The sequence below is a fragment of the Bacillus cereus group sp. MYBKT111-2 genome (genome assembly GCF_051915205.1).
Classification (GTDB): Bacteria; Bacillota; Bacilli; order Bacillales; family Bacillaceae_G; genus Bacillus_A; species Bacillus_A paranthracis.
The window spans coordinates 596,496-611,164 of sequence record NZ_JBQAEG010000001.1; the positions used below are offsets into that span (position 1 = coordinate 596,496).

The window sequence follows — 14,669 nt, forward strand, 5'->3', positions numbered from 1 at the left end:
AAGACCTTTTTCCCTATTTAAAAGTTTATTTACTCCAAATTTTCTCCCCAGTATGCGCATCAATATAACGAATTTCTCGACTACAGTCGAAGGATTCTTTATGATTTTCATCCGTTGTTTGTTTATACAATAGTTCGTAAATTGTTTCCTCTACCTCATTTTCTAAAAACCATTCTAAATGAACTCGCATGGCCCCTCTGTATATTTCTAACGCTTTTTCCTTTGTTACTTTTGGTGTTGTTTCGTATGTGAGCAATTCTTTTATAAAATTGCTAGACTCTCCAGAGTAGTGCATCACAGCACCATTCTCTGTATTAATATTAATCATAATATATTTTCCCTCTACTTGAATGTCATTTACATATATTGAAAAGGAAAATCTCTCAATTCCATCTTCCTTTTCATAATTATCCCAAAGTTGAACATAATTGGTTGCATCCGGAATAATATGCTCCAAAAATTGAAGTGCTTTGTCTAAACATTGGTCTCTAGATAAGAGCGTTTTCCTTTCTCGCTCATCCTTCCACATTAAACAGGAAAGTAATTGATTTGTTTCTTTATCTAAAGTAATTACAACGAAGTTATCATGTTTCAATATCGGGGAATACTTTTTATAGAATTCCTCCATTGAATATGCATCTTTCTCTTTTCTTTCTTTTTGTAATTCTTTCTCCAGTACAAATCTCATCTGAATTTCATACCTATCCTCTTTTTCATCTACGTTTATAAATTTTTCTTTATCCCAATCTAATAAATCGAGCACATCTTTTCTTTCACTGTTTTTTATCGCTTTAACAACCGGTACTGTAGAAGCTATTCTATAGTGATCTGGCCCAAACAAATCTTTGCCTGTACTTGCTTTAATAAACGCATGGCTAGGATCTGGTTCATATACAAGATGGTACCCTTTTACTTCTTCTCCATTTTCATACTCACATGAGGAGTGTGTTAAATCTACAAATGCAAGTCTCATATCTTGTCTAGCCTTCAAATTTTCTAAGACGACGTTCTCCTCAACAATATCACTTGGCCATAACGGTTTTTTCTCGATAGCTTTTTGTCCATTATAATAAAAATGCATCACATCACCTAATGGATGTACTAGCACAACACACCCCGTATTCGGCAATGGATAGCCATTCACTTCTTGCATATAATTTACTTTTTTCCAACCGCGCCAATCATCCTTAACAGTTACATATGTATAAAATTCATATCCTTCTTTTGTATATTTTCTTAAGAATGTATTTGCAACCTCTCTTGCTTTATTCTCTTCTATCGCTTCCTTACCGCTCGAAAAAGCTTTTTCATCCTCTATCCTAAAGTCAATTAAATTACCAGTATGTCTATTCAACGTAATCTGTATCGTTCTCTCCCCATCCGCTTTATGCTCCCACCATAATAGATGATATGGGTCATCCACACCTTCTTGATCATCTACAACAAGCCTATAATCATCTGGAATGTTAATAATATGAGCCACTTGCTCTTTTCTTTCTTTATCTTTTTGATTCATCATACCGCTCCCTTTATTACAATTTAAGGTAATTATAACAAACAAAAGAAATATAAAGTGAAACTTTAATCAGCCCTCACCAATCGGGATTTTACGGGCAGTAAGACCCCCACCTACCTTCTTTGCTTTCGCTGAATTTTGAGGTAAATGTCTTACTGCCCGGCAAATAGCGGGATAAACGAAAAAAGACTAGAGATATCTCTAGTCTTCTACTTCGTTTCACGATGTAACGTTACCCGTTTTAATCGTGGACAATATTTTTTTAGTTCGATACGCTCTGGATTGTTTCGTTTATTCTTTTTAGAAATATAATTACGATCACCACACTCCGTACAAGCTAATGTAATATTTACACGCATATGTAATTCTCCTTTCTTTTAAAGATCGCAAGCTAAAACGTAATGATTACGATTTAAATATTATATAACTTCATTCTATTTGTCAATTGCAAAACAAAAAGAGGCTGTCCCAAAAGGTGCTTTTTAGCCAAAATCGTATAAAAAGTGAAAGGCAGAAATGTTGATTTTATAACGTTTCTGCCTTTTCAATTTCATGTGATCTTACTTCGAAAGAGACTTATGGGACAGCCCCCTTTTATTTTTAGTACTTTATACTTTTTATTAAAATGTCTCATATGTAACAAACTCACTAATTGGTTTTCTATATCCTCGTGGGCGAATTTTAGTAGTATCACTTTTTCCTATCGTAATCATTAAAACAGGTACTACATGCTCTGGCATATTCAATTCACCTTGTACTGCTTTCTCATCAAAACCGATCATTGGACACGTATCATATCCATAATACTTAGCTGCGTACATAAAAGTCATCGCACTTAGCGAAGCATTTCTAATCGCTTCCTCTTCCATGAAGCGTTCTCCTTTTCCTTCATATAACCCTTTCGTTTGCTTAATTGTATCTTCATACTCACATTCATCAATCATCTTTAAAACCTTCATACCGAAATAAATATTTTCGACATTTTGGTATGCTCTCTTGTCACCACAAACAAGTATTACCGCAGATGCACTCGATACTTTATATTGTCCGAAGGCTAACTCTTTTAATCTTTCTTTGCGCTCTTGATCACGAATTACAACATAATGTGTATGTTGCAAATTGTAACAAGATGGAGAAAGCTTTGTGAGCTCAAATATTTTTTTAAAGTCCTCATCTGGGATTTCTATTCCTTGTACAAATTTCATTGCAGAACGTCTAGCAATTGCTAATTCTTCAAAGTTCACCGTATAGCCTCCTTAATAACTATAAATTCAAATATACATTAATTTATACAAATGAATAAATCAAATAAAAACACTTTAAATTATCGAGAATAATGATGATTTGCAAAAAAAAGACAAAAAGCTGAAACAATTAGTTCATACGAAATTCACACGAATCTATTACTATAGAAACTGTACATAGTGAACTTATTAACAATCACGTTTATTTATATAAAATTTTATTTGAAAGGAGTTGAAAGTATGAAAACTAAATATCGTTTTATGATCTCATCATTTGCTGCTTGCGCCTACATGATTTGGTGTTTAGTATAATAACAACCTCACTTGTAAATAGGAAAAGGTGTGTATATAAATGGAATATAATCAATCAACAGTTAACTACTGGAAAGCTTTTGTACTACCATATACATTTGCTTTAGAAGAGTTAAAAACTAAATTTGAAATTATGAACCGGGAAGCCCAATTTTTAGAAGATTACAACCCGTTTGAACATATAAAAACAAGATTAAAACAACCTGAAAGTATTATTAAAAAACTTGAGCGTAAAAATTTATTACCGACAGTTGAAAATGCGCAAACGCATTTACAAGACATCATTGGCATTCGTATTACATGTTGCTTCGTAGAAGATATCTATCATTTGAAAGAAGTCATTCAAAAGCGTGAAGATATGGAAATCATAGAGGTAAAAGATTATATCGCTAATCCAAAACAAAATGGATATAAAAGTTTACACATGATTATTAAATATCCTTTATCACTGAATTCTGGTACAAAAGAAGTCTTTGCAGAAATTCAGTTACGTACGCTCGCAATGGACTTTTGGGCAAGTTTAGAACATAAACTTTATTATAAATATGAAGGGAAAATACCTGAGTATTTAAAAGATGAACTACATGATGCCGCAATGAAAGCTGAAGATCTTGATAATAAAATGGCAACCATTCGCCAAGATATTGATGATATCGAAGCATGCTCAGATCAAATTATGTTACCACTATAAAAAAAGGTTCTCGCCAATGAGAACCTTTTTGCGCTATTTACGGAAAATTTCACTTTATTTCTTCTCTATCGTGCGAACCTCTTCAATTTTCCAGCCATCCTCTTCTTTTCCAAGTGCATACTGTGCTTTTTTCTGAAGAGTGATTTCTCCATCTATTTCCTTTTCTTTTGTTTCAACAACAACATACCCTGCTTTACTAGCTTTTATGTCTATATGTTCCAATTCAATTTTCTTATTTCCCTTTTGAAAAGCTGCTTCTTTTTGCGTTTTTAAGTCTTCGGCACTAGGCATCTTCTTTGAAAATAATTCTATATGTTCAGCAAGATTTTTTTCATTTGTTGTCCTTACAAATTTATCCATAACATCTTGAATCGATTTCTCTTCTTCTTTCGTTATTTGTACCTTTTCCTCAGCTTTTGTAGTAGTAGCTTTTTGTTCTATCTGATTCTCTTTGGATTGACATCCAACTAGCAATAATACACCTATTAGAAAGGGTCCTATCCCCCTGAAAAAAGCTCTCATCTTCCCATCTCCTAAAAAGAAAAGTGAGGCATTTCGCCTCACTTTCGTTTATAATTAGCGTCTTCCTTTATTCGGGTCGCCACCGCCAACAATATCAAAGACACGTTTCGCGATATTTGTATTCTCTTGAACGCCAGAGAACAAGTATTTACCAGGACCAAATGCATATACGTTTACATCCTCTCCTGTATGTCCACCTGTTGTCCATCCTGTAACCGAACGCTTATTGAAAATATCTTCAATCGCATTATCAATCTTTGTTACATCTTTTGAAGGAGCAATATCATTTACCGCTTTAATTTCTTCAGGTGTTAATTGTAAATCAATATATTTTATCAATGTTTCTTCTACATTTGCACCGTTTGCAATCTCATTTGCCATAAAGTCTGGTGTGCGTTTTGCAGCTTTAATTGGATCTACTTTAAAGTTATACTCACCATTTGCACCTAAAGATAATCCACCAGTAGCGTGGTCTGCCGTTGCAATAACTAACGTATTTTTATCTTTTTTCGCAAACTCAATCGCAGCTTTAAATGCTTTTTCAAAGTCTTCCATTTCACTCATTGCACCAACGATATCATTATCGTGTCCTGCCCAGTCAATTTGACTTCCTTCAACCATTAAAAAGAAACCTTTTTTATTTTTGTTCAAACGCTCAATTGCTGCATTTGTCATTTCTTCTAATGAAGGTGTCTTCTCATTGCGGTCAATCATTTTATCTAAACCGCCTGGTGCAAATAAACCAAGAATTTGATCATTTTTATCATTTAACAATTGATCTCGATCTGTTACGTAACTATAACCAGATTTCTTAAATTCTTCTGTAAGATTGCGATCTTTTCTAACAAAGTTTTTTACGCCGCCGCCAAGCATAACATCTACTTTATGCTTCCCTTTAATTTTCTCATCAAAATAATCATTTGCAATTGCGTCCATATTTTTACGACTAATGTCATGCGCACCGAAAGCAGCTGGTGTTGCATGTGTAATTTCAGAAGTAGCAACTAGTCCTGTTGATTTCCCCTTTTCTTTCGCTTGTTCAAGAACAGTTTTCACTTCTGCTTTATCATTATCAACTGCAATTGCCGCATTATATGTTTTAATTCCTGCTGACATAGCTGTTGCTGCAGATGCAGAGTCTGTGATATTTTCATGTTCATCTTCTGGATATGTCTTTTGTGTTCCTACAAGATGTTTATCAAACTCTGTAGATTCCATCTCAAAAGTTTTTGGATTATCTTTCATATAACGGTGAGCTGTCATATATGAAGGGCCCATACCATCCCCAATTAATACAATGACATTTTTAATCTTTGCATTGCTTCCGTTCTCATCTGCACTCACTTCACTAGAACGTGTAAAATTCCATGTTGCTACCGAAGTAACTGCTAATGATGCCACAACTGCAAATGGCCATGCTTTTTTCACAAACTTTTTCACTGTCTTGTCCCCCTAATTAGGTTATTCATTTCCCACTATCAAATTTAATAGAAGACTATTAAGAGAAAATTAGTTATATGTAAATTTTTTGTTAACTTATGTAAATATCAGTTATAATTTGTATAACTTTGTCTTTTCATATCAACCATCTTCTCCTTTACAATCAAAATATAAACAAGTTGGATTTCATTTAACGTAAATCTCTTATTTAACATTTTCAATCTACTTTTATGAAAATTAATAGAAACGTGGTGAACATGTATGAAAATAATAAAGCTAGATGAAACTTTTATTTTTGATTTACTCGACCTTTGCAAATCTATTGGATGGTTACAAAATAAAGCATTTATGAAAAAACAATTCGAAATGTACCTTTCTCTCGGTACACTTGTCGGTTATATGCATGAAAATAAACTGATTGCAGCTGGAGGAGTCTTTCCTTTTAAAGAAAGTTTTTCTACTATTGGCATGTTAATCGTCCATCCTCATTTTCAAAGACGAGGTATCGGGCGTATTTTGCTTAATCACTGCTTAGAACACACTCTTACAAAACAACCAATTGCACTTATTGCAACAAAAGCTGGCGAGCCTCTGTATACATCATGCGGATTTCAAACAGTAACGACGATTCATCGTTTTGAAAAACAAACTACTAAGACACATATCACTCATACAAAACAAGTAAAAGAAAAAGATCTTATATCGCTTATTTCCCTCGATCAAATTACAACTGGTGCCGATCGTTCTTTACTTTATTCATTACTATTACCAAAAACGAGCCACTCTTTTAAAATTGAGAGACATAACTGTATAGAAGCTTTTTCCTTATGCATACAAAAAGATAGTATATTATGTATCAATCCACTTATCGCCAAACGAGAAGAAGATGCTATTCAATTACTACAAAACATATGTGAATGTTGGAATGGCACAGTAAGAATTGATGTCCCACATTCACAATTTTCATTTCGCAAATTTCTTCAAATAGAAAATTTCCAAGAAACGCTCCTTTCACCTCTTATGATAAAAAATGGTAGCGAACTTCCTGGAAATCGTAATATGCTATTTGCTATGATAGATACAGCGTTATGTTAGAAAGGGGACACCTAATTGAAGCGATTTAGCTATTTTATGGTAGGTTGTCTTACTCTTACACTATTAGTAGGATGTAGTGCAGCAGAAAAGCCAGTAGAACAAGTAAAACAAGTTAAAAATACACTTACAGCAAAACTAGCTACCGAGGAAAAAATGGTAGAAATAGATGGTCAAACCATTTACTTCAAAAAGATTGGCAATGAAAAACCACCTTTACTTATGATCCATGGATTTGGAGGATCGTCAGATGGTTTTCAAAAGATTTACTCAGACTTAGCAAAAGATCATACAATTATTTCTGTAGATGCTTTAGGATTCGGGCGCTCATCTAAGCCGATGGATTTTTATTATTCTTTCCCAACTCATGCAAATTTGTATTATAAATTAATGAAAAAACTAGGTTACGATTCGTTTGCAATATTGGGCCACTCAATGGGCGGAGAAATTTCTCTTAATTTAACATATTTATATCCAGAATCCGTTACCCACCTTATTTTAACTGATGCTACGGGCGGTCCTCATACACTCGTTAATAAACAAGGATCACCAAGACCACAGTTGTCGACTGATTTAAATACCGTTTCTGCCATTGCAGATTATGATGAGAGCAAAGTGAAATTTAAACGTAATGATGAAGAACATTACAATAAAATGAAATTATGGCCTAGACGTCTTCAAATCAATGCAAATGAAATACAACAACCAACTTTAATTATATGGGGAAGAAATGATAGTAGCGTTTCTTGGAAAGAGGGCGAAACGTATCATCAATTTTTAAAAAATAGTACTTTCCATATTATCGAAAAAGGTTATCACGCACCATTTCGTCAGGAACCACAGGAGTTTGTAGGGTATGTGAAAGAATTCTTTGACAAAAACCCTATAATAACTGAAAAATAAACGGGTATCTCATTTTGAGATACCCGCTTTCATATATTAAGCAGCTTGCTTTTGGCGTTTTTGAGTTTTTGAACCTAATACTTTCGGAATAACGAAACCATCTATTCCAAATTTACCAGCATTCATACCAGAAACTAGAACGAACATTGATAGAATAACCATTTCAGGATTCACACCAATTGACCCACTAAACATATAGGAAAAGTTCATTACAAGACCGAAAAAGACCGCTGTTTTTGTTAAACAGCCTACAATTAAACCAATTCCGACTAAAATTTCTCCCCACGTTACAAGTGTATTAAATAGATCAACGTTTGGAATTGCGAAATCTTGTAAAAATGATGCCCACCAAGATTGAACAGCCGGTTGTGCTCCTTTAGATTTTTCAATTGCACCTTGTAAATAACCCGTTGCATCGAATCCTTTTCCTTGTAGTTTACCAATTCCAGCCATTAACCATGTGTAACCAAGATACACTCGAATTACCGCTAACACAAAAGAAACTGCTTTGTTTTCTCTTAAAAATTGAATAACCATATATTCCTCCTAAATTTGTAATTAAGTTAGTTACAAGTTATAAAATAACATTAGTTACTTATTTTTAAAATGTTAATTATGAATAATTCATGACATGTGTATGAAACATTAAAAACTAACGTTTATATAGTAACTTTTATTACCTGTAAAAACTTGAACATATCATACCATAAGTGATAATGGTTTTCATTGAAGAAAATGTAAAAAAAATGTGAGTTAAATGTGAAACACGTTTATTCGAATATAGAATAAACGTGTTTCACACTACTTATATAATCGAAATGTATGTGTCTCTTTATCAATTAACCGTGCTTCTTCAAAAACCTCTCCTAACGTTTTTTCATGGTTAATAAGCCCGTAAAATAAGCGTATTGTAAACATAAGTGCTGCATTTCCATCTACATAATCTATCGATCCAATATACGATTTCGCACCACTACGTAAGAAAGATTCTGCTAGTTTTTGTTCCCCTAACGTACACCCACTATTTACAATATTTGTATTATGCAATTTTGCATATTTATAAATTTCTTCTGCACCAAAGTATCCTCTCGGTTCATCTTGTTCATATATATCTTCACCTAACTCTTCCATGACAAACTTTCCTTCCTCACCATGAAAGCAAAAGACGACATAATTAATATCGTTATATAAACCCTTTCCAGAAAGAATGTCGATGAATTCTTTCGGTCTACCAATCCAGTACGTTATAACTTTCGCCCCAAAGTATTCAAGTGATGCTCGGATTGATTGTGCCTCTAAATCAGAATTAAAGCCAACTACTAGTGCAACATTCCACATACACCCACCATCCTATAATTAGATCTCCTCAATCAAAATTTTAAGGGATACATCCATTTCATATATACCCGTTTCTTGCAAAAAATCAGCTCTAGTTAAAACGACTTTTTGTAAATATTGCCGATACGCAGTAATTGTCCCGTCGTGAGATACAATGCAAATTCTTTCAGCGCCTAGCTGACAACACCAAAGAAGAAATTCATCTACGATTTGCTGAAAACGATTCTCTGGAATAGTATTTATACCTTCCGTCCATAGCTGTTTATTTGTACTTTTCTCTATCAAAAAATGTGGAAATAAATTTGTTATTACCCCCTGATCTACTATGTGATCACATGGTAATGTTGTCGCTCCTTCTCGATAAGGAAAAATACGTGGGGATACATATGGGTGGACAATTTTTTGACAAGCTACTTTCGCACTCCATATTGTTGCCGTTTGTAAAGTTCTAATTGTAGGACTAGCAATTAATATATCCGTTTCTTGCAAGGGTACATTGCATTGAAGTAATTTAGCCTGATTCCTTCCCTCATCCGTTAACGGTGGATGAGGCACTTGTAAACTTGATGGCGAATCTTTTGTATGTTCTCCTTCACCGTGCCGAACAAAGATGAGTTTCATCCCCATCCTCCTCTCACTATAAAATCCTCTTACATATTTCTTCCCTATTCCATCCTTTATTCCTGCTATATGAAACATCGATATGTAAAAAATATTTGACACAACGAATTGGAAAACATTACAATTGTATGTGTAAAATACTTTTTACAAGAGAGAGGAGAAACATGCATATGAAATGGCTAACCATCTTAATTGGCATGATTATATGGGGATATATAAACGGATTTTTTAGCAGTGATAAAACTGCTAACCCTTGGATTACAGATGATGAACGCGAAACAAAAATTAAGCAAAAGGCAATCATTGCAAGCTGGTCCGGTGTTTTTATGTTTTGTACCATTAATCTCTTAAACAAATGGTTAGGTATAGAAACGAGTAATACATCACCATACTTACCAACTTCTGTCGCAACTATTTTAAAAGAAAATGTAGAGTTACAAATTTTATTTATGCTATTTATTACGTATGGCATATTTTACGTATACTATCGAAGAAAATTAAGCGCTTAACTTTTTATCTCATGATTATCCTCCTAAATGGTTATAGTAATTAGGACAAGATGAAAGGAAAGGAGCGATAGAAAAATGAGTAACTCGAATGACTTTTTAGATACACTGCATGAAAAACAAGCAAAAGATGAACAAAATAGAAAACGTCAAGGGAACGGAAACCCAGCGAAAAAAAAGCCAAATAAAACGCATAAATAATAATAAAAAATCTGCTTAAAATTATCTTTTAGGCAGATTTTTTATTGTTATTTCACCGATATAACATTTCCCCAATTCCATTTCTCATAATACCACTCTGGTACATCTATATTTTCAATCCACTTCATTTCATGCTTTCCATCTCTATGAGCAAGCCATACATCTGCTTTCTTACGGTCTGAACGTATCCATATTAATTGATTGCTCTTCTTCATAAAGTTTGGATGATAATCACCCTGCTTATGAGGTGGCTTTGTGATTCGATGCTGTACATTGCTTGTACTATCAACCTCATATAAAGATGGTAGTGGCCTTTTTTCTGGCAATGTTTCAAATCCTCCCTCTTTTGCTCGAGAGACGATAATTACGTTATCGTTCTTCCATGTAAAATCCCAATCGACATATCCTTTCGGTGTAAATGTGTTCTGCTGAAGTGCTGGCAATTCTTTTACTTTCAAATGTTTATTCTCTAATGCAACTCTCCCGCTTCCTTCAATATAGGCCAATATATTGTTGGCTGGCGCCCATTTGAACCATTGTGTGTTTAATAACATTTGATCTACTTTTTCAAACCGACTGCCATCTGCACGAACTAAGCAAAGCGTATTACTATCAGCTGACCATGAAGCTGTCGGTACTGCTAAAAATGAAATCCACTCTTGATCTGGCGACCACTGAAAGCCACTTGCAACTAACGCTAGGAAATCATCATGTTCATTTGGCAATGCATACAAATGCTTCATTTTGTGAGGATTCATATGTGCATCTTTTTGTACTTCATATAGCTGAGCTCCTGTCCATCCAGTTGGAAGTAAGTGTGCTTCAGAAGATACAAGAAACTTCTTTCCATTCGGGTACCATGCATAATCACCTACACCAGCCGATACATTTTCAAAATCTGCATTCTTTTTTTCTACCTCGAAGGTATGTAATGTACCTGTAAATATAAATGCAATTATATTTTCTGTTGGTGACCATTGATAATTTGATACTTCTGAGTGAAACGGCGTAACTTTCTTTCCATCTTTTAGCCGATATAACTCAAGATTACTTTGTTTCTTTCCTTTTACATATGCCAGCCACTCTCCATCATGAGACCACTTTGGCCCTGTTATATACTCTCCTTTTGTAAGTTGTTTTTCTTTTCCATCAACTTTAATCCAGAGGTCATGATGACGAATAAAAGCAATTTTAAATTCATTATTTTCTGCGCTACTATTAATAGTTGAACATAAAAATACGACTAACATTGTACCAACGCTTACTATGAACCGTTTCATAACACCCCTCCATTTCCCTCATAGCATTCCTCAATGTCCACCTACAATATGTAAAAGATACCTATTCGACATAATCAGAAAAAATTTCCCAAGAAATTTCAAATTCATAGAGGATTGGTATGAATTATGTCGAAAATATAGTTTAGCTAACATCCGATTATGTAATTCGAGATCAATTTGTAAGATGTTTTTTCGGAATATTAGCACTTTTTATTAGGGGGAGTTTCAATGAAAAAAACTACATCTACACTATTAAGTATGGCGCTCGTCTTTTCCAGTTTTGGAGCTTTAAGCGCACATGCTGAATCGTTGCAAAAGGAGAAACAATTTAGTCCACAGTTAAAAGCGAACATTGAACAATGAGGAGAAAACAAAATTGCGCAAAATGTTGAAACAAAAACATCAAAAGAAATTTCTGTCATTGTAGAATTGCAACATGCTCCACTCGCTTCACAAAGTAACATTCAGCATGCTCCAGATTTACAAAATAATCATGCACAGTCTTATCATACCGAGCTAAAAAAAGCACAAGAAGATACAACTAAGAAAATAAAAGAAAAAGCACCTGGTGCAAAAATTAAAGAAGTGTATAATACGTTATTTTCTGGATTCTCTATTTCAGTTCCTGGAGATCAAATTACCGCTCTTGCTTCTTTACCTGAAGTAAAAGCAGTCTATCCGAACTTAACATATAAATTACATGAAACATCAAAAAGTACTACTAATGAAGAAGCACCAAATATCGGCGGACCAACAATTGGTGCAATTGAAGCATGGAATTTAAAAGACCCATCTGGCAAACCGCTTGATGGAAAAGGTATGAAAGTAGCGATTATCGACTCTGGTGTAGACTATACACATCCTGACTTAAAAGCAAATTATATCGGTGGATATGACACAGTTGATGAAGATAATGATCCAATGGATGGTAACGTACATGGTACTCATGTAGCTGGAATTATTGCTGGTAACGGAAAAATTAAAGGCGTTGCTCCGAATGCTTCTATTTTAGCTTATCGTGTCATGAATGACGGTGGTACTGGTACAACAGATGATATTATTCAAGGTATTGAACGAGCAATTCAAGATGGTGCTGATGTGTTAAATCTATCCCTTGGACAAGATTTAAATGTACCTGATCAGCCTGTAACTTTAACGTTAGAACGTGCAGCAAAGCTTGGGGTTACTGCAGTCGTTTCCAATGGAAATGATGGTCCAAAACCTTGGTCTGTTGATGCACCTGGAAATGCAAGTAGCGTGATATCAGTTGGAGCATCTACAGTTTCTATTCCGTTTCCAACATTCCAAGTAGCTGGTTCCAGCAAAACATACCAAGGATTACCGTTATCAAAATCAGATTTCCCAATAGGAAATGATTCTCCACTTGTATATGTTGGCTATGGTAATCCAAGCGATTATGCAAAACAAGATGTGAAAGGGAAATTTGCACTTGTTTTACAAGGTACTTCTAGTACGTTAGTAAAAGCAGAACAAGCGAAACAAGCTGGTGCAGTTGGTGTACTATTCATTTCTACAGAAAAAGAAATCAATATTATGCCAGAATATTTTATGCGTGAAAATCTTGCCCTTCCAGTTATGCAATTATCAAATGTAAACGGTGAAGAGTTGAAAAACTTAATTACAAAACGTAAGAAAAATATAAAAATTGGCCAGCCAAATCCAACCGAATTGATTGCTAACTTCAGTTCCAGAGGTCCGTCACAAGGTAGTTGGCTTATAAAACCAGATATAATTGCACCTGGCGTACAAATTACGAGCACAGTGCCGAGAGGAGGCTATGAATCTCATAATGGTACAAGTATGGCTGCTCCACAAGTAGCTGGAGCGGTTGCCCTCTTGCGTCAAATGCATCCTGATTGGACGACAGAGCAATTAAAAGCATCCCTTGCCAATACCGCAAAAACTTTAAAAGATGTGAATGAAAATACATATCCTATTATGACACAAGGGTCTGGTTTAATTAACATCCCGAAAGCAGCTCAAACAGATGTATTAGTCAAACCTAACAATGTGAGCTTCGGTCTTATTAAGCCAAACAGTGGGAAAGTAAAACTGACGCAAAATATTACGTTACAAAATCTATCTAGTAAAAAGAAAAGTTTTTCAACTCGTGTGGAATTGCTAGATACAAACACAAAAACAAAAGTAAAAACTTCTGTACCTTCATCGATTAGCATACAGCCGAATAGTAGTACCGAAAAACCATTTACTATCACTGTCGATAGTTCGCTACCCCAAGGTGTCTATACTGGAAATGTGTATATAAAAGAACAAGGTAAGAAGGAAGAAACTCGCATTCCATTTACATTTAGTATCGATCCTAAAGATTACAAACGTATAGATGGACTCGAAATTATTAATTCTACATTTAGTCCAAATGGTGACCAAATATTAGACGATAATCTCATCAACTACTATTTAGTTGCACCTGTGGATGATGTAACATTGCACGCAAATTTAGTTACAAAAGAACGTGTAACGTACCAAGGGATTATCCATCAAGCTAAAAATGAAACAGCTGGATACAAACCTTTCAAATGGAATGGTACAAAAGCAGATGGTACTCCGTTAGCTGACGGTCTATACCAAATCGAAGCAGTTGCCTCTAATTCTGGTGGGGAAACAAAACAAACAGCTGCTGTATTTTTGGATCGAACTGCACCTAAGTTAACATACGAAATTGACCAAGAAAACCTTGTAATCACAGGAAAAGTGGATGATATCTTACTAGATTGGATGACAGAATCTGGTTGGGTAGCACCTGGAATTCCAGTGAGACTACAGTATGAAATCAACGGAAATGGTGTATGGGAAAGTGCATTCCTAAATCCTTGGGAGAAAAATTACGGTATTTATTTAGATCGTACTCAATTACAAGAAGGTAAAAATACAATTCACATTGTAGCAACAGATGCAGCTGGAAATACATCTAAATTAAATGTTGATTTAGATGTAAAATAAAGTGGCACCACGATGCTTTTG

Annotated in this window: 14 protein-coding genes and 1 pseudogene; 6 read left to right on the forward strand and 9 right to left on the reverse strand. The window is 34.5% G+C overall.

Annotated features, from left to right (window positions below; genetic code table 11):
- Window positions 1-25: 25 nt before the first annotated feature.
- The 3 genes from ACTFNE_RS03190 to ACTFNE_RS03200 all read right to left on the reverse strand — a co-directional run bounded on the left by ACTFNE_RS03190 (window position 26) and on the right by ACTFNE_RS03200 (window position 2,760).
- A complete protein-coding gene (locus tag ACTFNE_RS03190; protein ID WP_046197810.1) occupies window positions 26-1,519 on the reverse strand; it encodes a YcdB/YcdC domain-containing protein in 1,494 nt (497 codons plus the stop codon).
- Window positions 1,520-1,725: 206 nt separating this feature from the next.
- The gene (gene rpmG / locus ACTFNE_RS03195) at window positions 1,726-1,875 is read right to left on the reverse strand and encodes a 50S ribosomal protein L33 (RefSeq protein ID WP_001265617.1); all 150 of its coding nucleotides are present in this window, start codon (window positions 1,873-1,875) and stop codon (window positions 1,726-1,728) included.
- Window positions 1,876-2,136: 261 nt separating this feature from the next.
- Entirely contained in the window at window positions 2,137-2,760 is a 624-nt protein-coding gene (locus ACTFNE_RS03200) for a nitroreductase family protein (RefSeq protein ID WP_001008505.1), read from the reverse strand.
- A gap of 352 nt (window positions 2,761-3,112) precedes the next feature.
- Here ACTFNE_RS03200 and ACTFNE_RS03205 point away from each other — a divergent pair, with 352 nt between their 5' ends.
- Window positions 3,113-3,763: a GTP pyrophosphokinase gene (locus ACTFNE_RS03205; RefSeq protein ID WP_000456217.1), complete on the forward strand. Its 651-nt coding sequence runs from the start codon at window positions 3,113-3,115 to the stop codon at window positions 3,761-3,763.
- Window positions 3,764-3,817: 54 nt separating this feature from the next.
- Here the strand turns inward: ACTFNE_RS03205 and ACTFNE_RS03210 are convergent, their stop codons facing one another.
- Together ACTFNE_RS03210 and ACTFNE_RS03215 are read right to left on the reverse strand one after the other, a co-directional pair.
- Window positions 3,818-4,285 carry a hypothetical protein gene (locus ACTFNE_RS03210; RefSeq protein ID WP_270705385.1) on the reverse strand — a complete coding sequence of 156 codons (468 nt, stop codon included), beginning with the start codon at window positions 4,283-4,285 and terminating at the stop codon, window positions 3,818-3,820.
- Between the two features lie 54 nt (window positions 4,286-4,339).
- A complete protein-coding gene (locus ACTFNE_RS03215; protein WP_270705386.1) occupies window positions 4,340-5,725 on the reverse strand; it encodes an alkaline phosphatase in 1,386 nt (461 codons plus the stop codon).
- A 261-nt stretch (window positions 5,726-5,986) separates the two neighbouring features.
- On the opposite strand from ACTFNE_RS03215, the gene ACTFNE_RS03220 reads away from it, so the two are divergent.
- Together ACTFNE_RS03220 and ACTFNE_RS03225 are read left to right on the forward strand one after the other, a co-directional pair.
- A complete protein-coding gene (locus ACTFNE_RS03220; protein WP_270705387.1) occupies window positions 5,987-6,820 on the forward strand; it encodes a GNAT family N-acetyltransferase in 834 nt (277 codons plus the stop codon).
- Window positions 6,821-6,835: 15 nt separating this feature from the next.
- Window positions 6,836-7,720, forward strand: coding sequence for an alpha/beta fold hydrolase (locus tag ACTFNE_RS03225; RefSeq protein WP_242303141.1), 885 nt, complete (start codon window positions 6,836-6,838; stop codon window positions 7,718-7,720).
- A 36-nt stretch (window positions 7,721-7,756) separates the two neighbouring features.
- On the opposite strand, the gene ACTFNE_RS03230 is transcribed toward ACTFNE_RS03225, so the two are convergent.
- From ACTFNE_RS03230 to ACTFNE_RS03240, 3 genes are all read right to left on the reverse strand, one after another.
- The gene (locus ACTFNE_RS03230) at window positions 7,757-8,257 is read right to left on the reverse strand and encodes a DoxX family protein (protein WP_000236600.1); all 501 of its coding nucleotides are present in this window, start codon (window positions 8,255-8,257) and stop codon (window positions 7,757-7,759) included.
- 264 nt (window positions 8,258-8,521) lie between these two features.
- Window positions 8,522-9,058, reverse strand: coding sequence for a hypothetical protein (locus ACTFNE_RS03235; protein ID WP_000267385.1), 537 nt, complete (start codon window positions 9,056-9,058; stop codon window positions 8,522-8,524).
- 18 nt (window positions 9,059-9,076) lie between these two features.
- Window positions 9,077-9,679: a histidine phosphatase family protein gene (locus tag ACTFNE_RS03240; RefSeq protein WP_000766621.1), complete on the reverse strand. Its 603-nt coding sequence runs from the start codon at window positions 9,677-9,679 to the stop codon at window positions 9,077-9,079.
- A 170-nt stretch (window positions 9,680-9,849) separates the two neighbouring features.
- Between ACTFNE_RS03240 and ACTFNE_RS03245 the strand changes: the two genes are divergently transcribed.
- Both ACTFNE_RS03245 and ACTFNE_RS03250 read left to right on the forward strand, forming a co-directional pair.
- Window positions 9,850-10,188 (forward strand): hypothetical protein, encoded by a 339-nt coding sequence (locus tag ACTFNE_RS03245; RefSeq protein ID WP_000871756.1) that lies wholly within the window; start codon window positions 9,850-9,852, stop codon window positions 10,186-10,188.
- A 75-nt stretch (window positions 10,189-10,263) separates the two neighbouring features.
- Window positions 10,264-10,386 (forward strand): DUF4023 domain-containing protein, encoded by a 123-nt coding sequence (locus ACTFNE_RS03250; RefSeq protein WP_000071861.1) that lies wholly within the window; start codon window positions 10,264-10,266, stop codon window positions 10,384-10,386.
- A 47-nt stretch (window positions 10,387-10,433) separates the two neighbouring features.
- Here ACTFNE_RS03250 and ACTFNE_RS03255 read toward each other — a convergent pair whose 3' ends face one another.
- Window positions 10,434-11,666 (reverse strand): TolB family protein, encoded by a 1,233-nt coding sequence (locus ACTFNE_RS03255; protein ID WP_270705388.1) that lies wholly within the window; start codon window positions 11,664-11,666, stop codon window positions 10,434-10,436.
- Between the two features lie 228 nt (window positions 11,667-11,894).
- On the opposite strand from ACTFNE_RS03255, the pseudogene ACTFNE_RS03260 reads away from it, so the two are divergent.
- Window positions 11,895-14,648, forward strand: a pseudogene (locus ACTFNE_RS03260) (S8 family serine peptidase).
- Window positions 14,649-14,669 lie beyond the last annotated feature (21 nt).